This window comes from Bacteroides sp. AM32-11AC, assembly GCF_003603515.1.
Lineage (GTDB): Bacteria > Bacteroidota > Bacteroidia > Bacteroidales > Bacteroidaceae > Bacteroides > Bacteroides uniformis.
In genome coordinates this window covers 24,415-50,131 of sequence record NZ_QTNH01000002.1, presented here as the reverse complement: position 1 = coordinate 50,131, position 25,717 = coordinate 24,415, and the positions used below count along the sequence as shown (strand labels likewise).

28 protein-coding genes are annotated in these 25,717 nt (G+C 45.2%); 12 read left to right on the top strand and 16 right to left on the bottom strand.

Annotated elements, in window-relative coordinates; genetic code table 11:
• Window positions 1-238 precede the first annotated feature (238 nt).
• The 3 genes from DW800_RS02075 to dnaK all read right to left on the bottom strand — a co-directional run bounded on the left by DW800_RS02075 (window position 239) and on the right by dnaK (window position 4,166).
• Entirely contained in the window at window positions 239-1,501 is a 1,263-nt protein-coding gene (locus DW800_RS02075; protein ID WP_005818825.1) for a site-specific integrase, read from the bottom strand.
• Entirely contained in the window at window positions 1,498-2,043 is a 546-nt protein-coding gene (locus DW800_RS02070) for a helix-turn-helix domain-containing protein (RefSeq protein ID WP_117740245.1), read from the bottom strand. Before DW800_RS02070 ends, DW800_RS02075 begins: the two co-directional genes overlap by 4 nt.
• Before the next feature lie 203 nt (window positions 2,044-2,246).
• Window positions 2,247-4,166 carry a molecular chaperone DnaK gene (dnaK, locus tag DW800_RS02060; protein WP_005831748.1) on the bottom strand — a complete coding sequence of 640 codons (1,920 nt, stop codon included), beginning with the start codon at window positions 4,164-4,166 and terminating at the stop codon, window positions 2,247-2,249.
• A gap of 444 nt (window positions 4,167-4,610) precedes the next feature.
• On the opposite strand from dnaK, the gene DW800_RS02055 reads away from it, so the two are divergent.
• Window positions 4,611-6,011, top strand: a complete 1,401-nt coding sequence (locus tag DW800_RS02055) for an MATE family efflux transporter (protein ID WP_034526101.1) — start codon at window positions 4,611-4,613, stop codon at window positions 6,009-6,011.
• Window positions 6,012-6,064: 53 nt separating this feature from the next.
• On the top strand, window positions 6,065-6,640 hold the full coding sequence (locus DW800_RS02050; protein WP_005831755.1) for a Crp/Fnr family transcriptional regulator: 576 nt from the start codon (window positions 6,065-6,067) through the stop codon (window positions 6,638-6,640).
• An 81-nt stretch (window positions 6,641-6,721) separates the two neighbouring features.
• On the opposite strand, the gene DW800_RS02045 is transcribed toward DW800_RS02050, so the two are convergent.
• A complete protein-coding gene (locus DW800_RS02045) occupies window positions 6,722-7,513 on the bottom strand; it encodes an META domain-containing protein (protein ID WP_005831757.1) in 792 nt (263 codons plus the stop codon).
• 195 nt (window positions 7,514-7,708) lie between these two features.
• Here DW800_RS02045 and DW800_RS02040 point away from each other — a divergent pair, with 195 nt between their 5' ends.
• Genes DW800_RS02040 through recA form a run of 3 tightly spaced genes read left to right on the top strand, consistent with a single transcriptional unit; the run spans window position 7,709 to window position 10,457 of the window.
• Window positions 7,709-8,902 carry a saccharopine dehydrogenase family protein gene (locus DW800_RS02040; RefSeq protein ID WP_005831761.1) on the top strand — a complete coding sequence of 398 codons (1,194 nt, stop codon included), beginning with the start codon at window positions 7,709-7,711 and terminating at the stop codon, window positions 8,900-8,902.
• Window positions 8,903-8,954: 52 nt separating this feature from the next.
• Entirely contained in the window at window positions 8,955-9,401 is a 447-nt protein-coding gene (bcp, locus tag DW800_RS02035) for a thioredoxin-dependent thiol peroxidase (RefSeq protein ID WP_005831763.1), read from the top strand.
• An 18-nt stretch (window positions 9,402-9,419) separates the two neighbouring features.
• A complete protein-coding gene (gene recA / locus DW800_RS02030; RefSeq protein WP_005831765.1) occupies window positions 9,420-10,457 on the top strand; it encodes a recombinase RecA in 1,038 nt (345 codons plus the stop codon).
• Between the two features lie 68 nt (window positions 10,458-10,525).
• Here the strand turns inward: recA and DW800_RS02025 are convergent, their stop codons facing one another.
• The 4 genes from DW800_RS02025 to DW800_RS02010 form a co-directional block, all read right to left on the bottom strand.
• The gene (locus tag DW800_RS02025) at window positions 10,526-11,236 is read right to left on the bottom strand and encodes a DUF4252 domain-containing protein (RefSeq protein ID WP_005831766.1); all 711 of its coding nucleotides are present in this window, start codon (window positions 11,234-11,236) and stop codon (window positions 10,526-10,528) included.
• A gap of 6 nt (window positions 11,237-11,242) precedes the next feature.
• Window positions 11,243-11,767: a hypothetical protein gene (locus DW800_RS02020; protein WP_005831768.1), complete on the bottom strand. Its 525-nt coding sequence runs from the start codon at window positions 11,765-11,767 to the stop codon at window positions 11,243-11,245.
• On the bottom strand, window positions 11,748-12,263 hold the full coding sequence (locus DW800_RS02015) for an RNA polymerase sigma factor (protein ID WP_005831770.1): 516 nt from the start codon (window positions 12,261-12,263) through the stop codon (window positions 11,748-11,750). The genes DW800_RS02020 and DW800_RS02015 overlap by 20 nt, the downstream gene beginning before the upstream one ends.
• Window positions 12,264-12,392: 129 nt before the next feature.
• Window positions 12,393-12,737 carry a helix-turn-helix domain-containing protein gene (locus tag DW800_RS02010; RefSeq protein WP_005831772.1) on the bottom strand — a complete coding sequence of 115 codons (345 nt, stop codon included), beginning with the start codon at window positions 12,735-12,737 and terminating at the stop codon, window positions 12,393-12,395.
• 160 nt (window positions 12,738-12,897) lie between these two features.
• Between DW800_RS02010 and DW800_RS02005 the strand changes: the two genes are divergently transcribed.
• Together DW800_RS02005 and DW800_RS02000 are read left to right on the top strand one after the other, a co-directional pair.
• Entirely contained in the window at window positions 12,898-13,485 is a 588-nt protein-coding gene (locus DW800_RS02005) for a hypothetical protein (protein WP_119957743.1), read from the top strand.
• 2 nt (window positions 13,486-13,487) lie between these two features.
• Window positions 13,488-13,799, top strand: coding sequence for a transcription termination/antitermination NusG family protein (locus tag DW800_RS02000; protein WP_005831778.1), 312 nt, complete (start codon window positions 13,488-13,490; stop codon window positions 13,797-13,799).
• Here the strand turns inward: DW800_RS02000 and DW800_RS01995 are convergent.
• The 3 genes from DW800_RS01995 to DW800_RS01985 all read right to left on the bottom strand — a co-directional run bounded on the left by DW800_RS01995 (window position 13,787) and on the right by DW800_RS01985 (window position 16,421).
• The gene (locus DW800_RS01995; protein ID WP_009038126.1) at window positions 13,787-14,809 is read right to left on the bottom strand and encodes a YeiH family protein; all 1,023 of its coding nucleotides are present in this window, start codon (window positions 14,807-14,809) and stop codon (window positions 13,787-13,789) included. The genes DW800_RS02000 and DW800_RS01995 overlap by 13 nt on opposite strands.
• Before the next feature lie 113 nt (window positions 14,810-14,922).
• A complete protein-coding gene (locus DW800_RS01990) occupies window positions 14,923-15,810 on the bottom strand; it encodes a LysR family transcriptional regulator (RefSeq protein ID WP_035448955.1) in 888 nt (295 codons plus the stop codon).
• 14 nt (window positions 15,811-15,824) lie between these two features.
• Window positions 15,825-16,421 carry a DUF6621 family protein gene (locus DW800_RS01985; RefSeq protein ID WP_025836268.1) on the bottom strand — a complete coding sequence of 199 codons (597 nt, stop codon included), beginning with the start codon at window positions 16,419-16,421 and terminating at the stop codon, window positions 15,825-15,827.
• Between the two features lie 543 nt (window positions 16,422-16,964).
• On the opposite strand from DW800_RS01985, the gene clpB reads away from it, so the two are divergent.
• Complete coding sequence (clpB, locus tag DW800_RS01980) at window positions 16,965-19,559, top strand: ATP-dependent chaperone ClpB (protein WP_005832699.1); 2,595 nt, start codon at window positions 16,965-16,967, stop codon at window positions 19,557-19,559.
• Window positions 19,560-19,644: 85 nt separating this feature from the next.
• On the opposite strand, the gene DW800_RS01975 is transcribed toward clpB, so the two are convergent.
• From DW800_RS01975 to nusB, 5 genes are all read right to left on the bottom strand, one after another.
• Window positions 19,645-20,076, bottom strand: coding sequence for a DUF5606 domain-containing protein (locus tag DW800_RS01975; RefSeq protein WP_005832700.1), 432 nt, complete (start codon window positions 20,074-20,076; stop codon window positions 19,645-19,647).
• Between the two features lie 109 nt (window positions 20,077-20,185).
• The gene (gene coaE, locus DW800_RS01970; RefSeq protein ID WP_044469102.1) at window positions 20,186-20,794 is read right to left on the bottom strand and encodes a dephospho-CoA kinase; all 609 of its coding nucleotides are present in this window, start codon (window positions 20,792-20,794) and stop codon (window positions 20,186-20,188) included.
• Entirely contained in the window at window positions 20,784-21,800 is a 1,017-nt protein-coding gene (locus tag DW800_RS01965) for a YbbR-like domain-containing protein (protein WP_005831792.1), read from the bottom strand. Before DW800_RS01965 ends, coaE begins: the two co-directional genes overlap by 11 nt.
• Before the next feature lie 15 nt (window positions 21,801-21,815).
• Entirely contained in the window at window positions 21,816-22,151 is a 336-nt protein-coding gene (gene yajC / locus DW800_RS01960; protein WP_005831794.1) for a preprotein translocase subunit YajC, read from the bottom strand.
• Window positions 22,152-22,189: 38 nt separating this feature from the next.
• Complete coding sequence (nusB, locus tag DW800_RS01955; RefSeq protein WP_005831796.1) at window positions 22,190-23,116, bottom strand: transcription antitermination factor NusB; 927 nt, start codon at window positions 23,114-23,116, stop codon at window positions 22,190-22,192.
• 219 nt (window positions 23,117-23,335) lie between these two features.
• On the opposite strand from nusB, the gene DW800_RS01950 reads away from it, so the two are divergent.
• From DW800_RS01950 to DW800_RS01935, 4 genes are all read left to right on the top strand, one after another.
• Window positions 23,336-23,743, top strand: a complete 408-nt coding sequence (locus tag DW800_RS01950; protein ID WP_005831798.1) for a PUR family DNA/RNA-binding protein — start codon at window positions 23,336-23,338, stop codon at window positions 23,741-23,743.
• 138 nt (window positions 23,744-23,881) lie between these two features.
• A complete protein-coding gene (locus DW800_RS01945) occupies window positions 23,882-24,472 on the top strand; it encodes a 50S ribosomal protein L25/general stress protein Ctc (RefSeq protein ID WP_005831799.1) in 591 nt (196 codons plus the stop codon).
• 261 nt (window positions 24,473-24,733) lie between these two features.
• Window positions 24,734-25,297 carry an aminoacyl-tRNA hydrolase gene (pth, locus tag DW800_RS01940; RefSeq protein WP_022401979.1) on the top strand — a complete coding sequence of 188 codons (564 nt, stop codon included), beginning with the start codon at window positions 24,734-24,736 and terminating at the stop codon, window positions 25,295-25,297.
• Window positions 25,294-25,713, top strand: a complete 420-nt coding sequence (locus DW800_RS01935) for an RNA-binding S4 domain-containing protein (protein ID WP_005831803.1) — start codon at window positions 25,294-25,296, stop codon at window positions 25,711-25,713. Before pth ends, DW800_RS01935 begins: the two co-directional genes overlap by 4 nt.
• The last annotated feature ends 4 nt before the right edge of the window (window positions 25,714-25,717 follow it).

Below are 25,717 nucleotides of genomic sequence, written 5' to 3'. Positions count from 1 at the left end.
CAATCAACCGCTCATTTACCACTGACAGATTTAAGTTTCATTAATACGAAAATTTATTGGGCAACATAATAAATGGGGAATAAACGACTGTTTGGACTAACACATTCTTTACTGAACACCTCTATACTACAAAATACCCCTCAAAAAGTTGATGCTTCATGAGGGGTAAACGGTGGTAAGTATATGATTGGTATTACATAAGTCGTTGGTGCTCAATGGTGGATATAACCACCACAACCTATAAATCCAAATTTTCTATATGCAGTGTATTGGCGGCTTTCTCTTTTTGTTCGTTTACGATATGCGTATAAATCTGCGTGGTTTTGACGTTAGTATGTCCCATCAAAGACTTGATGGTGTATATGTCAACGCCATTTTCCAGCAACAGCGAAGCATAGCTATGCCGCCCACAATGGAAGGTGATGTGCTTCTTGATACCGGATGCTTCTATCCAGACTTTCAACGGGCGAGAAATCCAAGAGGCATCAGTCAATCCTTCAAAAACAAGTGCTTCATCATCGTCTGGACGTATGCCGCATAGTTGAAGTGCCTGTTGAATGACTGGCTTGTAATCGGGCCTTTTTGTCTTTTGCTGAATTACTACTGCTTGCCATGTACCTTTGCTTGTTTGCTGAATTTGTTTCCATTTCAAAGTTTGAATATCACTATGCCGCAATCCAGTGAGAATAGAGAACAAGAACGCACGTTTCAAAACATCATCCTTGCAAGGAGTATCAACCAACATTTGCACTTCATTCATGGTAAGCGCAACACGAGGCTTCTCTATGTTTGTTATTCCCTTTACTTTCGCGCTTATATCAACGGTCAGATATTCATCAATGAACGCCTGTTTCAGTCCGGCTTTAAGTATGGAAAAATAGGTTGATGCCGTGTTTTGTGAGATAGTACCTTTCTTATTCCCTCCCATTGGAGCACGGAGAAGGAACATCTTTATATCTTCAAGCAGTTTAACGGAAATCGCCTTGAATGGAATTGGTTGCCCTTGTGAATACATTTTCAATAATTCACCTACACGCCTCCAGTTGACTATAATCGAATCGGAACTATTGGGATGACGTGTGCTTATAATACGATTGAAATACTTGATAAAATCCTGTTCGCTCCGCTCATTCTGTGCAGCGATTTCGTTTTCCTTATCAGTGTATAGGATGGCACTATCGTATTCATGCTGCCGTAACTTCCGCACATTGTCGGCATAGATGCAAGCCTCTTGGTCTATCGTTGAACGGCATTGGATAATTCCATTCAAATCACGTTTAGGCTTATAGTTGAATGTTCCATCCGGCAAGATTCGTGCTATGGATGACTTATCCCAAATGGGTGTGGATATAGTTCTGTTGATAGATTCCACCACACGGCTTGCCCGTTTAGAACCTCGCTTATACACTGGGTATGACTCTATAATCAGATACCACTCTTCTTTATAATTCGACCTTCTGAGTTTGACGGTCACTTTGGTATTGGGTAATGCTTTCTTCATAACGACTTATACAATTTATCAATTTCAGATTTGGGAACATAAACATAGTTACCGATTTGGCGTGTAGGAATAGAATGACGGCGTATGTGCTTAAACACACTGCTGTCATTGATATGGAACTTCTTTGCGATCTCTCCGATGGTGTAACAATCTTTGGGTTCAAAGGACAATGCCTCCTTTTTTCTCTTTCTACTCCCTGCCTTTGTTTTGAAGTGTTCATCCATATACTGCCGACTAAGGCGTATCAGACGCTGACCAAAATTGTATGACGGTATCAAGCCTTGCCGTATCATACGATAAAGAACGTCTTTACTAATTCCGTAAATCAGCATAGCTTCCTTTACGGTTAGATACCCCTTACTGGATGGTATTCGTCTAATCAGTGCTTGGCGTATCGCTTCTTTCTCTTTTGCGATTTGTCTTTTCTTATACGCCCTCTTGGAACAAGCAGGGCAACAATACTTCGACACTAATGTCGGAGGAGTAAAGATTTTACCGCACTCCTCGCAACTTCTTTGAATGATGTAATTTCCTCTTGGCATATTCTTCTCGTTTTAAATGGTTTATATCAATTTAAGTTGTACCTTATCGCCAAATAAGACGTGTCGCAAACATGTCGCAAATAAGAGATAAAAAAGCCCATAGAAAACACATAGCAACCATGAGCCCTATAAACGCAAAAAGCGTGCAACTCATTGAGCTGCACGCTTTTGCTTATTGTTTATTATCTGTTTCCTTATCGGAATCATTTGACTTCCTCAAAATCAGCATCCTGCACATTATCGCCATGCTTTGTATTATCCTGAGCACCGCCTTGTTGACCTGCATTCATATCAGGACCAGCCTGTGCACCACCCTGAGCACCGCTCTGGGCATACATTTCAGCACTTGCAGCCTGGAATGCCGTATTCAGTTCGGCCATGGCAGAATCTACGGTAGCCAGGTCTTGAGCCTTATGGGCATCTTTCAGCTTCTGCAAAGCAGCTTCAATCGGAGCCTTCTTGTCGGCAGGAAGCTTGTCGCCGAGTTCCTTCAACTGATTTTCGGTTTGGAAAATCATAGAGTCGGCCTGGTTCAACTTGTCTACTTTCTCACGCTCTTTCTTATCTGCTTCGGCATTGGCTTCGGCTTCGGCTTTCATCTTTTCGATTTCTTCCTTGCTCAAACCGCTGGAAGCTTCGATACGGATAGCCTGTTCCTTACCGGTAGCCTTATCTTTGGCAGACACCTTCAAGATACCGTTGGCGTCGATATCGAATGTCACCTCAATCTGAGGAATACCGCGACGTGCCGGAGCAATACCTGTCAGGTTGAACTGGCCGATTGACTTGTTCTGTGCAGCCATCGGACGCTCACCCTGCAATACATGGATGGTAACCTCCGTCTGGTTGTCGGCAGCAGTAGAGAATGTCTCGCTCTTCTTGCAGGGGATGGTAGTGTTGGCATCAATCAGCTTCGTCATCACACCACCCATAGTCTCGATACCCATAGACAGCGGAGTAACATCCAGCAACACAACGCCCTTAATTTCGTCCGTCAAAACGGCACCCTGCACGGCAGCACCTACGGCCACCACCTCATCCGGATTCACACCCTTGGAAGGAACTTTACCGAAGAAGTCTTCTACCAACTTCTGTACAGCCGGGATACGTGAAGAACCACCTACAAGGATTACTTCATCGATGTCCGCATTGTTCAGACCAGCATCGCTCATAGCCTTCTTACAAGGTTCCAAACAAGCTTGAATCAAGTTGTGAGCCAGAGCCTCGAACTTGGCACGGGTCAACGTCTTCACCAAGTGCTTGGGCACACCGCCTACCGGCATGATGTACGGCAAGTTGATTTCAGTGCTTGTAGAAGAGGACAGTTCAATCTTAGCCTTTTCAGCAGCTTCCTTCAGACGTTGCATAGCCATCGGGTCTTGAGTCAGGTCGGCACCTTCGTCGTTCTTGAACTCCTGAACCAGCCAGTCGATGATTACCTGGTCGAAATCATCACCACCCAGGTGAGTGTCACCGTTGGTTGACAATACTTCGAACACACCGCCACCGAATTCGAGGATAGAGATATCGAATGTACCACCACCAAGGTCGAATACGGCAACCTTCATGTCCTTGTGAGACTTGTCAATACCGTAAGCAAGAGCTGCGGCAGTCGGCTCGTTCACAATACGCTTCACTTCAAGACCTGCAATCTGACCGGCTTCCTTCGTAGCCTGGCGTTGGGAGTCTGAGAAGTATGCGGGGACGGTAATTACAGCTTCTGTCACTTCTTGTCCCAGATAATCCTCGGCAGTCTTTTTCATCTTCTGCAGAATCATTGCAGAGATTTCCTGCGGGGTATAGAGACGTCCGTCGATGTCTACACGCGGAGTATTGTTGTCACCCTTTACTACTTTATAAGGCATACGGCCGATTTCTTTCTGTACCTGGTCCCAGTTTTCGCCCATGAAACGTTTGATGGAGAAAACCGTACGGGTGGGGTTCGTGATAGCCTGACGCTTGGCAGGATCACCGATTTTACGTTCGCCACCATCAACAAATGCTACTACTGAAGGAGTGGTGCGCTTGCCTTCACTGTTTGCAATTACTACAGGTTCGTTACCTTCGAATACTGCAACGCAAGAGTTTGTTGTTCCTAAGTCAATACCAATAATTTTTCCCATGATCGTTATTTTTTTATTTGTTATTATTCTGTTTCGACGTCCGCCTCAGTGGCAGACGCCAATAAAAAGACAAACGTTGTGCCAAATTGTTCAGAGCAGCCGCAGATTTATACTTGTGGCAGTTTATCTGTCAGTTTGGCAGAATTAAAATCATTTTTTCTGTCGGAAATTACCATTTGTTAATTTCCATTCCATTCAAAAGCTCTACTTTTGTCGCCCGAATCAGAGATGATAAAACATGAACAACATTAATCATTTTCCTTGCATACCTTTAACCGTTCCTCCATGGAGGAAATATTGTTCCACCGTGGAGAAAATATCATTCCACCACGAGGGAAATATCGTTCCACCATGGTGGAACGATTAAGGATTAGTTAACATTGGGCTTAATCGCAGCAACGGAAATGATTGGTTTTCACATATAAAGAAATAAATAAGATGAGTATGGAAAAGATGAGAGACAGTATCGACTTCAAGAACACGGACATCAAGACATTGTTCCGCAAACTATTGCTCCCTACTGTACTGGGGATGATTTTCTCCGCACTATTCGTTATCACCGACGGCATCTTTGTCGGAAAAGGAATTGGCAGTGATGCTTTGGCGGCGGTCAACATTGTGGCACCGCTATGGTTGTTCTCTACGGGTGTGGGACTTATGTTCGGAGTCGGTGCCTCTGTGGTGGCCTCCATTCATCTGTCACACGGGAAAGTCAAGGTGGCACGTATCAACATCACACAGTCTGTAGTCATATCTTCCTTGTTGCTGATGTGCACCTCCACCCTATTCTGTTCATTTGCCCCGCAGGTGGTAAAGCTGCTCGGAGGGTCCGAACGGCTCACGCCATTGGCTGTGGAATACATGCTTTGGTTTGTGCCTTTCTCTCTGTTCACGGCATTGCTCAATTCGGGTATGTTTTTTCTGAGGCTGGACGGTTCGCCCAACTTCGCCATGATGTGCAATGTGGTGGCTGCCGTTCTGAACATCCTATTGGATTATCTGTTCATCTTCCCCTTTGGCTGGGGAATGTTCGGTGCTGCACTGGCAAGTGCCATAGGTACCACGGTAGGTGCATTGATGATAGTATTCTATCTGATGCGCCGCCGGTGCGCACTGCGCTTCCACCCCATTAAGATGAGCCGGAAAAGCATGCAACTGATGCGCCGCAACATTGGCTATATGTGCCGATTGGGTTCCTCCGCCTTCTTGTGCGAGGTGGCGATTGCCTGCATGATGTTTGTCGGCAACCAGGTGTTCATCCATTATTTGAAGGAAGACGGAGTGGCGGCATTCAGCATTGCCTGCTATTTCTTTCCTATTATATTTATGGTATATAATGCCATTGCGCAGTCGGCGCAGCCGATTATCAGTTATAACTACGGCCTGAACGAGAGCCAACGTGTCTGCCGCGCCTACTTGCTGGCACTGAAAACGGCCATAGGCTGCGGTGTATGTTTTGCCCTGGTCACAATATTCTGCAGTCCTGAAATTGTCGGTATGTTCATAGACCGCAGTTATCCGGCTTATGACATAGCGGTAAAAGGGTTGCCTTTGTATGCCACCGGCTTCGTGTTCTTTGCCGTCAACATCGTATCCATCGGCTATTTCCAGAGTGTGGAGCGTGCCAAGTATGCCACAGTTATCACCCTGCTGCGTGGTTTTATCCTGCTGACAGCCTGCTTTTTCGGACTGCCCCTGCTATTGGGAGACCGGGGAATCTGGCTTGCCACTCCTCTTGCAGAAATGCTGACAACCCTCTTTATCCTCGTGATTTACATATCCGGGAAAAAGGAACATAAAGAAAAATCCGTATCTTTAGACAAGATGGGCTGCACCCCAACATAACTTTTTCATGCAAGCATAAAAGTCCTGTCTTCGGTTTACACTATCTTTGCAGCATGGAAACTATGATAAAGAAATTCTGCAAGAAGTATAAACTACCGGAAAACACTTTGCACGAACTTCTGTCACACATGGCAGAAGTTCGTTTCAGCAAGGGAGAACTCATTATCAGCGAAGGGGAAAGGAACAGCAACTTCTATCTTTTGAAGAAAGGCATCTGGCGCGCCTACTACCTGACAGACGGCACGGAAAACTCCCTTTGGTTCGCCGCACCGGGCGACACAGCTTTCTCATCGTGGGGATATGTGGACAGCGAGGTTTCCCTCATCAACATCGAATCGGTGAATGAAAGCATCGCCTATTGTATCAGTAAGCCTGAGCTGGAAGCCCTTTTTTCGCATTCCATAGACATGGCCAACTTCGGCAGAAGAATCTTTGAGCGGGAAATTCTGTCGGTAGACAGTTCCACAGTAGCCTACGGCACCCCTCCCACTGCCAAAGAAAGGTACATGACGCTGATGGAAGAGAATCCGGAACTGCTGCAGGATGTACCGCTCAAGTATCTGGCTTCTTATCTCTACATCACTCCGCAATCCCTGAGCCGGATACGCGCAGGATTAAAGAAAAAGTAAAAGACCTTTTTATGTCAAGATGCAAAAAAGGCTCTTAGCAGATTATTTCTGTAAGAGCCTTTTTTATTTCAACCTATCTTGTCAGTTCTTCACCAACACCATCACCAGGTTATTGTCAGCATCGTACAGCCCGATGCCTCCGCCTGCCAGCTTGCCAAAAGACTGAACGGAATTCAAGGCTTTCAGCACACGGCCTTCCACCTCCATATCAGGGCATGCCATCATGGTACTGATAACTTGCGGGAAAGAGATTGCCGACGGGTTTTCATCATCAACCTGGAAAGCGCCGTTAATCAGATTGCAACCCGCATTGCCGTGCAAGCGCTTTTCTGCAATATTAAATTCAATGAACGGCTGCTTCTCCATTCCGTCGGGAATAGCCTCGCCCGCAGCCTCACTAATTATCCACTTTCCTTCCAAATCAGACAACTTGGAAACGGATTCTTTCTTCTGCAACACGACTATGGGACGATTGGAAGCACCGCATAAAGCTATATTTTCCTTTCCCAGCTTCTTATACTTTTTCACTTTGTTCAAAGCCGACAACACATTATTTTCTACAGTCATATCCGGACAAGCCATACGGGTACTTGCCAAAGCGCCAAGGTCAATCGTGCCGGGCTTGGCATTCACGTCAAACGAACCCATCATACGGTTGCAACCACTGTTGCCAAATACTTTTCCAGTCTTTGTGTCAAAACCGATATAGGGAAATTCCTGACCCGGAGCAGGGACTACGGCAGTACCATTCACTTCAATAATATTCCACTCACCGCTGATGGAAGAAAGAGTTGCAGCATTTTTGGTTGATGCACAAGAAGACAAGCCCATCAACACGCTTGCCATGCATAGGGAAACAAATACTTTTTTCATTGTTATTCGTTGTTTAAGTTAATTTATTCAAGGGGCAAATATATAGAAAATAACCCAAATGCAAGTAATTTGTTTAATATTTGAAGCATTTGCCCCAAAGTATTTAGCAGGATTTTAATGTTTATCTAAGAATTAACCCTTATATTTGCTCTCCGTATTTTTTATAAACCTAATATAATAATATAGTACAAAGAAATGGGTAAAGTTCTTATTATCGGTGCAGGCGGTGTAGGTACCGTTGTTGCGCACAAAGTGGCTCAAAATCCTGATGTGTTTACAGAAATCATGATAGCCAGCCGCACCAAGTCCAAATGTGACGCTGTTGTCAAGGCAATCGGTAACCCGAACATCAAAACCGCCCAGGTAGATGCCGACAGCGTGGACGAACTGGTAGCACTCTTCAATAGTTTCAAACCCGAAATCGTCATCAACGTAGCCCTCCCCTACCAAGACCTCACCATCATGGAGGCTTGTCTGCAAAGTGGAGTCAACTATCTGGATACCGCCAATTATGAGCCGAAAGATGTTGCCCACTTTGAATACAGTTGGCAATGGGCCTATAAGAAACGCTTCGAAGATGCCGGACTGACCGCCATCCTCGGTTGCGGTTTCGACCCGGGAGTGAGCGGCATCTATACTGCATACGCCGCCAAACATCATTTTGACGAAATACAATATCTGGACATCGTAGACTGCAATGCCGGAAATCATCATAAAGCATTCGCCACCAACTTCAATCCGGAAATCAATATCCGTGAGATTACACAGAACGGCCGCTATTATGAAAACGGAGAATGGGTGACAACCAAGCCGCTGGAAATCCACAAAGACCTGACTTATCCGAACATCGGTCCGCGCGACTCCTACCTGCTTTATCACGAAGAACTGGAGTCTCTGGTGAAGAATTTCCCCACCATCAAGCGTGCACGCTTCTGGATGACGTTTGGACAAGAGTATCTAACCCACCTGCGCGTTATCCAGAACATCGGCATGGCACGCATAGACGAAGTGGAATATAACGGCATGAAGATTGTTCCGCTGCAATTCCTGAAAGCCGTCCTCCCCAACCCGCAAGACCTGGGCGAAAACTACGAAGGCGAAACATCCATCGGTTGCCGCATCCGCGGACTAAAGGATGGCAAAGAGCGTACCTACTATGTATATAACAACTGTAGCCACCAGGAGGCCTACAAGGAAACCGGTATGCAGGGCGTAAGCTATACCACCGGTGTGCCCGCCATGATTGGTGCCATGATGTTCCTCAAGGGATTGTGGAAAAAACCGGGTGTATGGAATGTTGAAGAATTCAATCCGGACCCATTCATGGAACAGCTCAACAAACAAGGCCTGCCTTGGCATGAGATTATCGACGGAGACTTGGAAGTTTGAAATTAATGATTAAACATTAATCATTATCCACTAATCATTAAACATTAACAAAGTGAATATAGGAGATAAAGCACCCGAAGTATTGGGTATCAACGAAAAAGGTGTAGAAATCCGCTTGAGCGACTATAAGGGAAAGAAGATTGTACTTTACTTCTACCCCAAAGACATGACATCCGGCTGCACGGCACAAGCCTGCAACCTGCGGGATAATTATGCCGACCTGCGCAAAGCCGGTTATGAAGTCATCGGCGTCAGTGTGGACAGCGAAAAGTCACACCAGAAATTTATTGAGAAAAACAATCTGCCTTTTACCCTGATTGCAGACACCGACAAGAAGCTGGTAGAACAATTCGGAGTATGGGGCGAAAAAAGCATGTATGGCCGCAAATATATGGGAACGTTCCGCACAACTTTCATCATTAATGAAGAAGGTATTGTAGAGCGTATCATCACTCCGAAAGAAGTGAAGACCAAAGACCATGCGGCACAAATTTTATAATCATTAAACATTAACAACGTGGCAAAAAAAGACGAACTGAATTTTGAAAATGGCAGCAATCTGGCATCGGGCGAAAAACTGAAAGCCTTGCAGGCTGCCATGGACAAGATAGAAAAGAGCTTTGGTAAAGGCTCTATCATGAAAATGGGCGACGAAAGCGTCGAACAAGTAGAAGTTATTCCCACAGGTTCCATCGGCCTCAATGTGGCTCTTGGCGTGGGAGGATATCCCCGCGGACGTATCATCGAGATTTACGGCCCGGAATCTTCCGGTAAGACAACCCTTGCCATTCATGCCATCGCTGAAGCGCAAAAGGCAGGAGGCATTGCCGCATTCATTGATGCAGAACATGCTTTCGACCGCTTCTATGCAGCAAAACTGGGTGTGGATGTGGACAATCTGCTGATATCACAGCCGGACAATGGCGAACAAGCACTGGAAATCGCAGAGCAACTGATCCGTTCCTCCGCTATTGACATCATTGTAGTGGACTCTGTGGCTGCCTTAACCCCGAAAGCTGAAATTGAAGGCGATATGGGTGACAACAAAGTAGGTCTGCAAGCCCGACTCATGTCACAAGCCTTGCGTAAACTGACGGCAGCTGTCAGCAAAACACGCACCACTTGTATCTTCATCAACCAGTTGCGCGAAAAAATCGGTGTCATGTTCGGCAATCCCGAAACAACTACCGGCGGTAATGCACTGAAGTTCTATGCCTCCGTACGTCTTGACATCCGTGGAAGCCAAGCCATCAAGAACGGCGATGAAGTAATCGGCAAGCAGACCAAAGTGAAAGTTGTGAAGAACAAGGTAGCTCCTCCTTTCCGTAGAGCGGAATTCGACATCATGTTCGGTGAAGGCATCTCCCGTGCAGGCGAAATCATTGACTTGGGTGCAGAGCTTGGCATCATCAAGAAAAGCGGTTCATGGTTCAGCTATAACGAGACGAAAATTGCCCAGGGACGCGACGCCGCCAAGCAGGTCATCCTTGACAATCCGGAACTGGCAGAAGAGCTGGAAGGGCTTATCTTTGCAGAATTGAGAAAAGACAAATAACAAAAAAACTTGCCAATAGAAAAACAAAACATTCTATTGGCAAGTTTCCCTAAAAAGGTTACCGCTTCCTATTCCATTTTTTCCAAACGTTCTTCCAAAGCCTCCATGCTTTTTTCAAAACGTTTCCATGTATCGGTATCCATTTGTTCTTTCAGATACTTGTTGTCTTTCAGTTTAGCTACATTTTCCAGCCCTTTCAATGCCAGTTCTTGCGAATGCTTCAATTCTCCAAGCCAATCGCGGTTCTTCAGCTTCTCTATCTCCGCCCAGTTTATATCCGGAAGCTGTATATTCACATTGTTCCCATTCCAGCTGGTATTCTGATACATCATGATATTCTGTATATCCTTCAAAGTCATATCACCTTCCAAATAAACAAATTTCAGAGTGGCTGCACCATCTACAATCATAATCAGCTCCTTCACCTTTTCCCCTTTACGGCTCATGTAGAATTCAGAACTGGAGACTGTTCCCTTCTGCTTCATCAGCAATTCATATCTGGAAGACTGCACCAAAGAACGAAGATCCTTACGCATTTCTTTCTTTACATTATTATCCATTGTAGAAAGTACCTGCACAGAGTTCAACTGTCCGGACACTTTCCCAATATAAACATCTTTAGTAAACAAGTTGGGATTCGTTTCTATCATTGCCTTGGATATGTAGACGGACGACACGCCTTTCATATCTCCATACTTGTTGAATAGGTTCTTCTGTGCCTGGCAAAGCAAAGGCAACATCAGCAGTACACCTGCCAAAATAATTTTCATTGTTTTCATATCAGATTATTGTTGAATTTCTTTTCTTACTTCCTGGTTCACCTTCGTTACGTCTATCCGCGTTTCCTCTATCTGCTCAATTCCCTTGTTCAGATTCGCAGACACCTCGATTAAAGTGGCCTGCAATGCCTTATAAGCAGCTTCCGGATCAGAGAAAGTGTCCTGAGGTGTAGGAGGACGCATATCCTCTCCCATGTTCGTAATGCCATAACCTACACCTACAAGAACCAGAATGGTGGCAGCAATACCTCCTATCCAGCGCCAATTACGTTTGGCCTTGTTCCGGTGGAAAAAACGTTGTTCCTCTTCAGCCTTTTCATCAATCATCCGGCTCAGTTTATCCTCCAATCCGGCGGGAACATTATCCACCACTTTCCCGGGAAAAAAGCTGAGAAAGAGTTTCTTGTCCTTCTGCAAGTGCTCGGGCACTTCTTCGGTTCTGAAAGCTTCCTTCAACAACTCTTCTTCCTGCTCGTTGGTATTCCCTTCATAAAATTCGGCGAGCAGCCTTTCAATTTCCTCGACTGTCATAGTTACTCCATTTATTAAATTCCTCACGTATCTTTTTTCTTGCCCGGGACAACAGTACACGGACATTGGTAGCATTCAATCCCGTGACCTGCTCTATCTCTTCATAAGAACATCCCTTGACATCACGCAACGTTACTATTTTCTGCTGTTGCACCGGCAGATGGGCAATGATGTGCCTTACCTGCTGCGCTTCATCCCTCACTTCAAAGTTATCTGCTTGAGACATATTATGCACTTCGGCCAACTCCACACTCTGTCTGCTCAAAGTATACTTTCCCGAACGAAGCAAATCAAAGCACATATTTTTCACCAGAGTAACGCTGAATGCTTCCGGATTACTGATAATGGCCAGTCCTTCCCGCTTGTCCCACAACTTCAGATAAGCTTCCTGCACCAAATCTTCAGCATCGGCAGCATTCTCCAATAGTCTATAAGCTATGCAGTACAACTTGCGATGATATGGCAGAAACTCTTTTTTAAAACTTTCAGCGTCCATGGGCTATTTATCAATAGTAGATTCCTGTTTATACCCTTCAGACGTAGGAGGAAAGGATTTTGTTACACGGCCAGGAAGAAAAAATGGAAAAAAAATGAAAACACCAATAGCACCAGCCCAAGAGTGCGTTTATTTCAAGACATCAGCAATCCGCTTTTTAAGATTCAATTTTGCAATGTCTTCAGGCTTCAGCTCAAGCTCCACCAACACCTTCGCTGTGGAGAGTCTGTATTCCTGCTCTAACGTATCATAATTTATCTGTTCCTTATGAATGGAATACAACAAAGCAAAATCGTAGTTCAAGGCACGTGAGACATTATACAACGTATCCGTATCAATACTTTTTCTCGTAAGCATATAGTCTACACTTTGAGGCTTAACTTTCAGTCTTCGTGCAAGTTCCGCCTTGGTAACCTGCTGTTCAAGCATCACGTTCTTGATTATCTCTCCGATGTATATATTACTTTTTTCCATTTATATGAAGGTACAAATTAATCATTCATATTATAAGGAACACCAATACCAATTTGTCTGTATGTATCGTTCTTTTTATTCATAATTCGTTTGTTTTATCAAATATTTTATGATACTTTTGCAACATATTCATATAAACAAACAAATAATATCTGCTATCATGAATTTACTGACATGTATTCTCATAGCCATCCCTATCGGCATTATTTTTATTATGCTATGGATATACAATGACTACCGGAAATATAAGAAGAAAAATAAGCTGGCCATTTTGCTGTTTCTCCTATTTCCAACCACTTTATCTGCACAATACGTTGATGCGGGATGCCAAGTATCCTTTAAATGGCTGGAGAACCAAAAAGGAAAATTAGAGTATACAAAAGATGGGGTTGCTTATAAGTTTATTCCAAACGACTCCCAATGGGAAATTATAATTTGCAACAACTCTTCAGAAGATATCCGAATAAACTGGGAAAATATGCAATTCATTGTGGACGGAAGAACCTCAGAAGTCAAATACCCCATACTGGCAGAAGCGGAAACTCCCTTTGCAATTATAAAAAGCCAGGCAGAAACAAGCCAAAAGATTGGTGTGACAACTTATACGGCAAATAACTCTCAAATATACAACAAGAAAGATATTCGGAAAGGAAGGAATTCCTCCATTACCATTATCCTTCCCATATCTATCGGTAAGCACCCTCAATTCTTCACCTCTTTCGACTTTATCATCAAAAAAGTGAACTAACTATGACTTCTCAAGATATAAAAAAACAGCTGAAAGAACCACATTTCTGGAACATTGTATTAACTGGTCAGCACGCCGAACCGAGGACAAAAGCAATGCTGGAAGCAAAAGGTATCATAACCTGGCTTCCACTTGCTCCGGTCCGGCGTCAATGGGGAAGGATATTAAAAGAAATACACACCCCGGTTATCCCGAGATGTGTATTCGTCTATATATCCAATGAGGAAAGAAATACGTTGCAAAAATCCTACCGACTTCTTCCACCGGAAGTTATACTTCAAGAACTGCCGGACCGATGCAATCAGAACAAGTAGATATATGCCAACGTGCTCACACTAATCACTATCCACAACAAGGTGCCTTGTATCAAGGGCTTGATGCCTACTGCCTTCAGTACATCACGTGACAGAGAGGCACCGATAAAGAACAGAGTGATAGTCAGCGTCTTGCGAGCCAAAGAATTGATTCCCTCCCCAATCATGGCACCCGTTTCGGTAGTGCCCAGCACATAAGTATTGAAAATCATAGCCAGCACAAAGAAGAAGATGAACCAGGGAATACTGATTTTCTGTCCCTTACTCTTAAAGATGAACGAAGTTACCAGAGCCAAAGGAATAATCCATAAGGCACGTGTCAGCTTTATAGTCGTTGCCACCTTCAGGGCCTCCTCGCCATATGCGGCACCTGCCCCCACTACCGAACTCGTATCATGTATGGCAATGGCCGCCCATGTGCCGAACTCATGCTGGCTCATGTTCAAAGCGTGGCCTATCATCGGAAAAACAAACAATGCAATGGCATTCAATATAAAAATGGTGCCCAATGCCACAGACATCTCGCTATCCTTTGCCTTCAACACCGGCCCCACAGCCGCAATGGCACTGCCTCCGCAGATAGCCGTACCGGAACTGATAAGATAGGAAGTGTCACGGTCCACTTTCAGGAACTTACGTCCTATGAGCCAGCCGATGAGCAATGTCCCCACTACAGAAATAATCGTGAACTCCATTCCTTCCTTGCCCGAAGCCAGAGAAGCCTGCAGATTCATTCCAAATCCTAACCCTACAACAGAGTATTGCAACAGGTACTTTGAAGTCTTCTTATTGAACTTCGGATGTGCCTGCCCACACAGCAACGCAAAGGCCAACCCCAAGAACAACGCCAACGGCGGAGTGACCCATGCCGAATAGGCATGCATACCGGGCACATAATCCAGCAGCAGAAAGAAGGAGAGGACAACCAGAAGAGATACATAAATAAATTTATTATTACTTTGAAGAAAAGGCATATTAATGCTTTTAGCCAAAACTCGATTTGAAGCCATACTGTTTATTTTACTATTATTACTAATGTTTATTCCTTAATTTTCCGGATGCAAAGGTAGTTCTATTTTAGTACACCCGCCAATCGTTTCTACTTATAGACTATAACTTATTGTTATCGGGACATAAACATATAGTTCATAAAGGCTTGTGACAACCCTCCTTCCTGCCCTTGCAACTGGACAAAGCAGAAGTCGCGAAGCATGGGCATATCCTTTATCTCGACCACGCGGAAAGTGCCTGCCGCCAGTTCCTTGCAGATGGAACGGATAGACACGATTCCCATGCAATCGGAGTTTTCAAGAAAGAGCTTGATGCTTTCGGTACTACCCAGATACATCAGTACATGGAGTGAGGAAAGCTTGACGCCGTGCTTCTGGAGTGAGCGTTCTATCACGTCCAGCGTACCCGAACCGCGCTCACGAAGCACTAAAGGAATAGCGGGCAAATCCTGGGGAGTAATCTCTTCGGGCAATTGTAAACGGCTTTTGGAATGGACTACCGCTACCAGTTCATCCTCAAGAAAAGTAGTATACTTCAGATTGGGAAGGCGGAAAACCCCTTCCACCAATCCCAAGTCAATGCGGTGTTCCTGCAAAGCGGCTTCTATTTCCCGGGAATTTCCATTGAGCAAGGACAAGTTGACCTGCGGAAACTTGCCGATAAAACTGCCCAGCAACGGAGGAAGCACATACTGCGCAATGGTAGTGCTGGCTCCCAACTTGAGTTCTCCAATATATTCGTTATGTAACAAGTGCATTTCATATTCCAGCCGTTTATAGTCCTCCAATATCCGTTCGCAATGCTCCAAAAGCAGCCGGCCTGACTCGGTCAAACTGATTTTACTTCCCTGCCGGTCGAAAAGCCTCGTCTGATAAGTGGCCTCCAGCTCCTGGATATGCTTGGTTATAGCCGGCTGACTTACAAACAACTCTTGCGAAGCCTTTGTAAAACTCAAGTTCTTGGCAACAGACTGAAACACTTTTAAACGGAAATCACTCATATACTTCTTATATCTTATAACTCGTCAGACTTGATGCCGAAAGCATGCGCCAAAGAATAAAACACCGGCTCCAGGCGGCAATACACCGGGCTCAGAGGTTCCTCCGTAATGAAGTACACAGCTTTGCCCCGTTCTTCCTCATTCTTGTCTTTGAAGAAACCCGCCAGCTTCTCCTCCACTCCATTACCATATACCTGATGGAAAGGCAACAGCATCAAACACTTCACATCCGCAGAATCAAGCGCCAGGTTCATCAGGTCAAGAAACAACTCTTCGGTAGAGACTAAACCGGAAGAGGTGACGGAAGAAAATGCAAATTCGCCCAGCGGCGTACGGCATGCCTGGTGATTCAGTTTATTCACATCGGATGGTTCACAACACTTCAGCACGTCCGCTGCCGGAGTATGCACCAGCAACACTTCCACCTCATTTTCTTGTTCTCTCAAGCCGGCGTCCAATGCCAGATAGCTCAACCATGCCGGCAGGTCAACATCGGGTAGCTTCCGTCCCAACTTACCTTCCAAAAAGTTCTTTGCACCATATACCACTTCATTCAGAAATGCAACATCTATCAATATCACATTTGCCGGAAACTTTATCTTATCCTCCATTATCTTCTATTTTAATACGTGATTATACATAATGCTCCTCTGCAAGCGGAGCTCCAAAAACCTACCACACAGAAAGCACAAAACTTTGAAGCAGTAAAAGTACGACAAATTTATCAATAACTTGTATCATCCCAAACAATTAATCTATATCTCCGAAGCGGAAAGAGAATATCCTTCCTCCGCAACACGGGAACCTTGGAGCTGGAACACGAAGACTTAGCTACTAAAACATATAGGCCCTCACTACATGAGATGTGCATCTCGTACTACATGAGATGTACACCTCGTACTACATGAGATGCACATCTCATGCATGACATCCTTATTTGCCCTTCTCTTTAACCAATAGAGTTTAATACGAAAAGGAACTTTGCTCCAACTTCTTATCTAAAGAAGTAGAAAGAAACAAAACGACTGATTTACAGACAATTTGTCATTTTACATATTTTATATGCAGACAATTTGTCCGAAATGTGCCAATGGCAAATCTTTTGCGCCTTCCCAAGTGTTATGAAACTGATAAAATAGAAAGGAGAACAAAATATGAACTTTAACAACTTTACCATTAAAGCGCAAGAAGCAGTGCAGGAGGCTGTGAACCTGGTACAAAGCCGTGGACAGCAGGCCATCGAGCCCGTGCATGTACTTCAAAGCGTGATGAAAGTAGGTGAAAATGTCACCAACTTCATCTTCCAGAAGCTGGGCATGAACGGTCAGCAGATAGCACTTGTACTGGACAAGCAAATTGATTCTCTGCCCAAGGTATCCGGCGGAGAGCCATACCTGAGCCGTGAAACGAACGAAGTGTTCCAGAAGGCCACCCAATATTCCAAGGAAATGGGTGATGAATTCGTCTCCCTGGAACCGGTACTGCTGGCTTTGCTGAATGTGAAAAGCACTGCATCCACCATTCTGAAAGATGCCGGGATGACGGAACGCGAACTGCGGGAAGCCATCAACGAACTGCGAAAAGGAGAAAAAGTAACTTCACAATCCAGCGAAGACACTTACCAGTCATTGGAAAAGTATGCCATCAATCTGAACGAAGCAGCCCGCAGCGGCAAACTGGATCCCGTCATCGGCCGTGACGAAGAGATACGGCGTGTCCTGCAGATTCTGAGCCGGCGTACCAAGAACAACCCGATTCTTATCGGTGAACCGGGTACCGGTAAAACGGCCATCGTAGAGGGACTTGCCCACCGTATCTTGCGTGGAGACGTCCCCGAGAACTTGAAGAACAAACAAGTCTACTCCCTGGATATGGGTGCACTGGTGGCCGGCGCCAAGTACAAAGGCGAATTTGAAGAACGTCTGAAGGCCGTTATCAACGAAGTTAAGAAGTCCGAAGGAGACATCATCCTCTTCATTGATGAAATCCATACCCTGGTGGGTGCCGGCAAGGGGGAAGGCGCCATGGATGCCGCCAACATCTTGAAACCCGCCTTGGCACGCGGTGAACTGAGGAGCATCGGGGCCACTACCCTCGATGAATATCAGAAGTATTTCGAAAAGGACAAAGCGTTGGAGCGCCGCTTCCAGATTGTCATGGTGAACGAACCGGACACGCTGAGCACCATCTCCATTCTGCGTGGTCTGAAGGAACGTTATGAGAACCATCACCACGTACGGATTAAGGACGATGCCATCATCGCCGCCGTAGAGTTGAGCAACCGTTACATCACCGACCGTTTCTTGCCGGACAAGGCTATCGACCTGATGGACGAAGCCGCTGCCAAGCTACGTATGGAGGTCGATTCCGTACCGGAAGAGCTGGACGAGATTTCGCGTAAGATAAAGCAGCTGGAGATTGAACGTGAAGCCATCAAGCGCGAAAACGACAAGCCCAAACTGGAACAAATCGGCAAAGAACTTGCCGAGCTGAAGGAGCAGGAAAACTCGTACAAGGCGAAATGGCAAAGTGAAAAGACCCTTGTCAACAAAATCCAGCAGAATAAGGTGGAAATAGAGAACCTGAAGTTCGAGGCCGACAAGGCAGAACGGGAAGGCGACTATGGCCGGGTGGCCGAAATCCGTTACGGCAAACTGCAAGCGCTGAACCAGGAGATTGAAGAAACGCAGCAAAAACTGCACGAGATGCAGGGTGACAAGGCCATGATTAAAGAGGAAGTGGACGCTGAAGACATCGCCGACGTAGTATCCCGCTGGACCGGCATACCGGTAAGCAAGATGCTGCAAAGCGAAAAGGACAAACTGTTGCATCTGGAGGCGGAACTGCACCAGCGGGTTATCGGGCAGGACGAAGCCATCGAGGCCGTATCCGATGCCGTACGCCGCAGCCGTGCCGGACTGCAAGACCCGAAACGTCCTATCGGCTCATTCCTTTTCCTGGGAACCACCGGTGTAGGTAAGACGGAATTAGCAAAGGCGCTGGCGGAGTTCCTCTTTGACGACGAGACGATGATGACCCGTATCGACATGAGCGAGTATCAGGAGAAACACAGCGTTTCCCGTCTGGTAGGAGCGCCTCCGGGATATGTGGGCTACGATGAAGGCGGACAACTGACAGAAGCCGTAAGGCGGAAACCGTATTCTGTCGTCCTATTCGACGAAATCGAGAAAGCTCATCCGGACGTATTCAACATCTTGCTGCAAGTGCTGGATGACGGACGTCTGACGGACAACAAAGGGCGTACGGTCAACTTCAAAAATACGATTATCATCATGACCTCCAACATGGGCAGCGGCTATATCCAAAGCCAGATGGAGAAGCTCAACAGTAGCAATAAGGAGCAAATCGTAGAGGAAACCAAAAAGGAAGTGATGAATATGCTGAAAAAGACCATCCGCCCGGAATTCCTGAACCGTATCGACGAAACCATCATGTTCCTGCCACTGACAGAGCCCGAAATCAAGCAAATTGTGGTGCTCCAAATCAAGAGTGTGCAGAAGATGCTTTCCGGTAACGGCGTGGAACTTGTTCTGACAAATGCCGCCATAGACTTCCTTGCCAATGCAGGTTATGACCCTGAATTCGGCGCCCGTCCGGTGAAACGTGCCATACAGCACTATTTGCTGAACGATTTGTCGAAGAAGCTGCTGGCTCAGGAAGTAGACCGCAGCAAGCCTATTACAGTGGATGCCAATACCACTGACGACGGACTGGTTTTCAGAAATTAAAAGCAACCCGTATCCCCCAATAAAAGAGGCGATTCCCGACTATTGAGAATCGCCTCTTTTATTTTGTATTTCAATCCTTCTCCGATTACTCGGCCTTGCTTTCCTCCTTCGTTTCTGCCGCAGGAGTTTCTTCAAAATCCGTCATACCGCTTGCCACCAGCAAATTATACCAAACAATCAATTTCTTGATGTCGGACGGATATACGCGGTCGCGATCGAAGGTAGGCAATACCTCTGCCAGGTAAGCACGCAAATCGTCGGCAGTAGCTTTCTTCAAATCCAGCACTACGGCAGCACCATTTTCCTTTTTCTTCATGGAAAGAAACACTTCCTTCAAAGGAACATCTTCCGTATCTGTATACATGGCGATATCGCCCAAAGAAATAATCTTCTCATTACCATAAGCAGGGAAACGCTTCTTGTCTGCAAGCGACTCTACAATCAACATATTTTTTCCCTGAGAAACAAGCTTATACAATCCCGGTTTACCGGAAATGGACAAAATAGTCTTCAACATAATATATTCTGTTTTGATGATTAGTAGTTATTTTTTTCGGGGGGCAAAGATAATGTAAGCCGAAGACAATACAAAATAAGCTTGCTTATTTTTATTGTTAAGGAGATGCCTATTTGCGTAACAGATAGTGCATTTTTTCAGATAGCGAACCGATTAGCTCTAAAACTTGCGGAATCAATGGGGTTTCGCCATCATTTACAATGACAAAATCTGCATATTTACGCTTTTCTTCGTCATTCATCTGGCTACGGATACGCTTTTCTATCAATTCGCGCGAGGAAGCATCCCGCCGGACGGCACGTAAAATGCGCACCTCTTCGGGCGCATAGACCATAACAATAGCATCCACTTCACCCGCAAACCCCGCTTCGACCAGAATGGCCGATTCTATACCGACAATGGGAAAAGCGGTGCGGCATTGTGTCCACCGCCTGAAATCCTCCTTTACACGAGGATGCACAATACAGTTGATTTCTTTGGCATGCTCCGGACTACCGAAAAGATAAGACGCCAACAAAGGCTTGTTCAGCGTGCCACCGGCATACACTTCCGCACCAAGCAAAGCTGACAATTCCTCGCGGATCAATGAATCGGATGCCATCAGCCTTTTCGTTTCCAAGTCCGAGATATAGACGGGAACACCCAGCACTTCCAACAGCCGGGATACCATACTCTTTCCGCTACCGATACCACCGGTTATACCTATCTTAATCGCCATAATCAGGAGAAACTTGCTCTATCAGAAAATCCACTTGTGCCGGATTGAAGCGTACCTGGCTCACCCCTTTCGGCAGATTCTTAATCTTTACCGTATACTTGTCGGAACCCAGACGGAGCAGTTCCTCATAGGACACGTAAATATGAAAATCATCAGCGTTAATCTGCCTGAAATGACTCAGACCAACCTGAAACGTGACCTGCACCTTGGAAGGGAAAGCGCGCAGCACCTTGTCGGCAGGAAAGTTAACGCCACGCAACGGCACCTCCACTGTCTTTTCCGTATAAATATCCACCGGAAGCATCATCTCAATGGAAGAAGGCACAAACTTCACACCTTTCTGGATACGCAGGGGGACTTGCTGCCTCAAGGTATCCGATATATCTTCCAGCTTCACCGGTTGCGTATAGGCAACAGCAATCGTATCCAGCACGCCTTGCGGCGCATACACCAATACGGAATCGGGACTGAATATCGTATCCGAAAGATAATACTCACGTCCGGCACTCAGCGTGCCGCGCAGCTTCACCGGCACCAGTTTGGAGGCTCCCGTCGAATAGATGTACTCCAATGTATCCGGCTTCATGGAAAGCAGGCGGGTAGAGGCATTCAGCTGGTTCAGCACTTTCTTTTCAAACTGCGAGGGATATATCCTTACTTGATTATCCACGCCCTTATAATCGGCATAATCGAGAATAACGGGATAAAAGCTCTTTCCCAACATATAGTTGAGCAGTACCGTTCCCTTATCCTTTACCTTGATACGGAGTTCTGAAGCAGGTTCAGAGGTAATCACCACATTATTGGGCACTCCCTTCAGCCGCACCGGTATAGAAAAGTCCGCCTCATAGTCGTTGTTCAAGGTCTGCAAGAGCCAGAAGCCACCGGCTACAAAGAAAAAAAACAAAAAAATGAAGAACTCCCTGCTTTTATCGCTAAGCAGAAAGTCCTTCACTTCTCTTGATATCTTCAGATATGTACGTTGTATGTTCCTACGTTCAAACATAGGCTCACATTTCTATTATTTAGATGCCTGACTGCTGTTCGCATCAGCAGCTGCAGCAAAAATAGAATTCTTGTCTATACGAATCTTAACGTTAGAAGCGATTTCAAGCACCACATCATTGTCGTTGATTTCCTTGATAACACCATGGATACCACCAGCTGTGATTACTTTCTGATTCACTTGAAGCGATTTACGGAAGTTTGCTATTTCCTTTTGCTTCTTGTTTTGAGGACGAATCATAAAGAAATACATAATAACGAACATGGCTATCAGCATAATCCACATCATGCTACCACCACCGGCAGGGCCTGCAGCGGGAGCCTGCAGGAAGAATACAGTCATTAAGTTCATAAATACTCAGTTTTGGTTTCTATTATTAAACAAAGGTATTAGTTTTTCGTTAACTTACCTTCTTTTTTTAATTGATTAACTATTCCATCCAATGTACCGTTCACGAAGCTGCCACTTTTGGCCGTGCTGTAAACTTTGGCAATATCGACATATTCGTTCAACGAAACACTCACCGGAATGTTCGGGAAACTTAATATTTCGGCCAAGGCACACTGCATGATAACAACGTCCATAAAGGCTACACGGTCCAAGTCCCAATTACGCGTATTCTCGCTGATGAGGTGACGGTAATAGTCACAGTTCAAGATGGCACGGCGGAACAAACGGCGTGCAAATTCCTGGTCTTCCTCATCCTTGAACTCTGGTAGAAGTTCCTGATTGGCACCATTCTTCTCTTCAAAGCGCTTGATGGTTTTCAGTACGAAAGTATCCACAATCTCCTTGTCGTCATTCCAGTAGAGGCTCTGGTCTTCGAGCACATTGTCCAAGGCTTCGTTGTTGAAGACAAAAGTCTTATACAGCTTTCTCCACAATTCACGGTCGTATTCGTAAGAATTGTCCGAAGAAGCCATATATTCCTTATATATATCTGATTCCACAATTTTCTCATACAATCCCTTGACAAAGTCTTCATCATTGGCCCACGTGCGCTTTTGGTTGGCAATGAATTCCGTCAATTGTTTGTTCACTTCCAACTGGGCTATGAACTTGTTTTCCACAAATTTCATGTTGGGATACAGCTCCTCGGCAGTGGGAGCCAGCTTAGCTTTTGCCGCATCAATACGTTTTTGTGCGTAGTTCGTCAAAGCTATCATCAGCATCAGCAGGTAGTTGTAGAGGTCGTATGCCTTTGAAAGGCTAAAGAACAATTCTTTCTCCGCTGAGTCTAAATTTTTACTGCCATTCTGATAATAAGCATATACAATCTGTATAATCTTAAGACGAATAAGAACTCTGTTGATCATAATTCTAAAGTAAATACTAGTGTTTTAACAAGGCGCAAAAGTAGGCATTTTTAATGAGTTTACATAAATAAATCACATTTTTTAATGCAGATATTGATTATCCGGTCTTTTTCTTTTGACAGTTTAAAAAAAATCGTCAATTTTGAGCCCGATAAAGAGCTAAAAGCTACGAGATACAAGTTTTAAGGTGATAATATCAAAATTGAGACCTATTATAATATGGAAGACTTTAAGAAGAAAAACGCAGCGGACATGAACGACAAGGAGATTGTATTCTCCCAATCCATCAAAGCAGGTAAGCGCATCTACTATTTAGACGTCAAGAAAAACAGAAAAGACGAAATGTTTCTCGCCATCACGGAAAGCAAGAAGATTGTGATGGGCGAAGGAGACGACTCGCAGGTAAGTTTCGAAAAGCACAAAATCTTTCTATACAAAGAGGATTTTGAAAAGTTCATGAACGGACTTCAGCAAGCCATCGGCTTCATCCAGGAACAGCAAGGCTGCTATACAAGACATACCACTGACGAAGAGGCTGAAAGTCCCGAAACGGGAAAAGAAGAACTGCCGAAAGAGGAAAAAGCGTCTTCATTGGAAGGAGAAATCAAGATAGACATTGAATTTTAAGTTATAACCTTTTGATAATTCAAAAAGAAGCTGTACTTTTGCACCGCTTTTTTGCAACATCGTGTGGCAAGCCACATCGTGTGATGGTGAATTAAGCAAAAAATTTACTTAATTTAGAGTAACACAAAAATTTTTAAAATGAAATCAATTGAAGTAAAAGGAACTGCAAGAACTATTGCAGAACGTTCTTCGGAACAAGCAAGAGCTTTGAAAGCTATTCGTAAAAACAACGGTGTACCTTGCGTACTTTATGGTGCAGGTGAAAATGTTCACTTCACTGTACCTGCAGAGGGTCTGCGTAACTTGGTTTACACTCCGCACATCTACGTAGTTGACTTGGTGATTGATGGCAAGAAAGTAAACGCTATCATGAAAGATATCCAATTCCACCCCGTAAAGGATACTATCCTGCACGTTGACTTCTATCAAATTGACGAGGCTAAGCCTATCGTTATGGAAGTTCCGGTACAGATGGAAGGTTTGGCAGAAGGTGTTAAGGCCGGTGGTAAGCTGGTACTCCAGATGCGTAAGCTGAAAGTAAGAGCTTTGTATAACGTAATTCCTGAAAGACTGATTATCAACGTTGCCCACTTGGGACTTGGTAAGACTGTTAAAGTTGGCGAATTGCAATACGAAGGATTGGAATTGCTGAATGCCAAAGAAGCTGTTGTATGCGCCGTTAAGCTGACTCGTGCTGCAAGAGGTGCCGCTGCTGCTGCAGGCAACTAATCGATTCTTTCCAAGAAAGACTAAATATTCGGGAACGCGGATTAACGCAGCCAACGCAGATTTCATACTGATTTCCGCGGAAAGTTGCGATAATCCGCGTTCTTTTTACGGCTCACGAGAGTGTATAATTCACCACAGATTACACAGATTAACACAGAATGAATTTAATGTACCGATAATCAAAGATGTCTATCTGTGCAAATCTGTGTAATCTGTGGTGAATACTAGTTTTAACACCCTCATAAACAGGAAGCACAGACTATGAAATATTTAATTGTAGGATTGGGCAATATCGGCCCCGAATATCACGAAACCCGCCATAACATCGGATTCATGGCAGTAGATGCTCTGGCAAAAGCAGCGGGTGCCACTTTTACCGACGGACGTTATGGCTTCACCACAACGCTGTCAGTCAAGGGACGCCAACTGTTACTGCTGAAGCCTTCCACCTTTATGAATCTCAGCGGCAACGCCGTGCGCTACTGGATGCAAAAAGAAAACATTCCATTGGAGAATGTGTTGGTAGTGGTAGATGACCTGGCACTGCCTTTCGGCACACTGCGCCTGAAAGGTAAAGGAAGCGATGCGGGACATAACGGCCTTAAGCATATTGCAGCAACACTGGGCACTCAGAATTATGCACGCCTGCGTTTCGGCATCGGCAATGATTTTCCCCGTGGTGGACAGATTGACTATGTGCTGGGACATTTTACCGATGAAGATTGGAAAACAATGGGCGAGAGATTGGAAACAGCCGGAGAAATCATCAAAAGTTTCTGTCTGGCGGGAATAGATATCACCATGAATCAATATAACAAGAAATGAACGAAGCCAGAATTGACAAATGGATGTGGGCCGTACGCATCTTCAAGACACGTACCATAGCCGCCGAAGCCTGCAAAAAAGGACGCATCAGCATCAATGGCGCACTGGCAAAGGCTGCCCGTACGGTGAAACCGGGAGACGTCATCCAGGTGCGCAAGCCCCCCGTCACCTATTCCTTCAAAGTTCTGCAGCCCATCGAAAAGCGTGTCGGCGCAAAGTTAGTGGCCGAAATGATGGAGAATGTAACGACTCCGGAACAGTATGAACTGCTGGAGATGAGCCGTGTCAGCGGTTTCGTCAACCGTGCCAAAGGTACCGGACGGCCAACGAAAAAAGACCGCCGGAGTCTGGAAGAATTTACAGAACCGGAATTTCTGGATGATTTCGACTTTGAATTCGATTTTGAGGAAGAGTAAAATA

What these genes read in the sequence shown, in the direction of transcription:
- DW800_RS02075 (WP_005818825.1), bottom strand. Translation starts at nt 1,501, where the DNA reads ATGAAGAAAGCATTACCCAATACCAAAGTGACCGTCAAACTCAGAAGG.
- DW800_RS02070 (WP_117740245.1), bottom strand. Translation starts at nt 2,043, where the DNA reads ATGCCAAGAGGAAATTACATCATTCAAAGAAGTTGCGAGGAGTGCGGT.
- dnaK (WP_005831748.1), bottom strand. Translation starts at nt 4,166, where the DNA reads ATGGGAAAAATTATTGGTATTGACTTAGGAACAACAAACTCTTGCGTT.
- DW800_RS02055 (WP_034526101.1), top strand. Translation starts at nt 4,611, where the DNA reads ATGGAAAAGATGAGAGACAGTATCGACTTCAAGAACACGGACATCAAG.
- DW800_RS02050 (WP_005831755.1), top strand. Translation starts at nt 6,065, where the DNA reads ATGGAAACTATGATAAAGAAATTCTGCAAGAAGTATAAACTACCGGAA.
- DW800_RS02045 (WP_005831757.1), bottom strand. Translation starts at nt 7,513, where the DNA reads ATGAAAAAAGTATTTGTTTCCCTATGCATGGCAAGCGTGTTGATGGGC.
- DW800_RS02040 (WP_005831761.1), top strand. Translation starts at nt 7,709, where the DNA reads ATGGGTAAAGTTCTTATTATCGGTGCAGGCGGTGTAGGTACCGTTGTT.
- DW800_RS02025 (WP_005831766.1), bottom strand. Translation starts at nt 11,236, where the DNA reads ATGAAAACAATGAAAATTATTTTGGCAGGTGTACTGCTGATGTTGCCT.
- DW800_RS02020 (WP_005831768.1), bottom strand. Translation starts at nt 11,767, where the DNA reads ATGACAGTCGAGGAAATTGAAAGGCTGCTCGCCGAATTTTATGAAGGG.
- DW800_RS02015 (WP_005831770.1), bottom strand. Translation starts at nt 12,263, where the DNA reads ATGGACGCTGAAAGTTTTAAAAAAGAGTTTCTGCCATATCATCGCAAG.
- DW800_RS02010 (WP_005831772.1), bottom strand. Translation starts at nt 12,737, where the DNA reads ATGGAAAAAAGTAATATATACATCGGAGAGATAATCAAGAACGTGATG.
- DW800_RS02005 (WP_119957743.1), top strand. Translation starts at nt 12,898, where the DNA reads ATGAATTTACTGACATGTATTCTCATAGCCATCCCTATCGGCATTATT.
- DW800_RS02000 (WP_005831778.1), top strand. Translation starts at nt 13,488, where the DNA reads ATGACTTCTCAAGATATAAAAAAACAGCTGAAAGAACCACATTTCTGG.
- DW800_RS01995 (WP_009038126.1), bottom strand. Translation starts at nt 14,809, where the DNA reads ATGGCTTCAAATCGAGTTTTGGCTAAAAGCATTAATATGCCTTTTCTT.
- DW800_RS01990 (WP_035448955.1), bottom strand. Translation starts at nt 15,810, where the DNA reads ATGAGTGATTTCCGTTTAAAAGTGTTTCAGTCTGTTGCCAAGAACTTG.
- DW800_RS01985 (WP_025836268.1), bottom strand. Translation starts at nt 16,421, where the DNA reads ATGGAGGATAAGATAAAGTTTCCGGCAAATGTGATATTGATAGATGTT.
- clpB (WP_005832699.1), top strand. Translation starts at nt 16,965, where the DNA reads ATGAACTTTAACAACTTTACCATTAAAGCGCAAGAAGCAGTGCAGGAG.
- DW800_RS01975 (WP_005832700.1), bottom strand. Translation starts at nt 20,076, where the DNA reads ATGTTGAAGACTATTTTGTCCATTTCCGGTAAACCGGGATTGTATAAG.
- coaE (WP_044469102.1), bottom strand. Translation starts at nt 20,794, where the DNA reads ATGGCGATTAAGATAGGTATAACCGGTGGTATCGGTAGCGGAAAGAGT.
- DW800_RS01965 (WP_005831792.1), bottom strand. Translation starts at nt 21,800, where the DNA reads ATGTTTGAACGTAGGAACATACAACGTACATATCTGAAGATATCAAGA.
- yajC (WP_005831794.1), bottom strand. Translation starts at nt 22,151, where the DNA reads ATGAACTTAATGACTGTATTCTTCCTGCAGGCTCCCGCTGCAGGCCCT.
- nusB (WP_005831796.1), bottom strand. Translation starts at nt 23,116, where the DNA reads ATGATCAACAGAGTTCTTATTCGTCTTAAGATTATACAGATTGTATAT.
- DW800_RS01950 (WP_005831798.1), top strand. Translation starts at nt 23,336, where the DNA reads ATGGAAGACTTTAAGAAGAAAAACGCAGCGGACATGAACGACAAGGAG.
- DW800_RS01945 (WP_005831799.1), top strand. Translation starts at nt 23,882, where the DNA reads ATGAAATCAATTGAAGTAAAAGGAACTGCAAGAACTATTGCAGAACGT.
- pth (WP_022401979.1), top strand. Translation starts at nt 24,734, where the DNA reads ATGAAATATTTAATTGTAGGATTGGGCAATATCGGCCCCGAATATCAC.
- DW800_RS01935 (WP_005831803.1), top strand. Translation starts at nt 25,294, where the DNA reads ATGAACGAAGCCAGAATTGACAAATGGATGTGGGCCGTACGCATCTTC.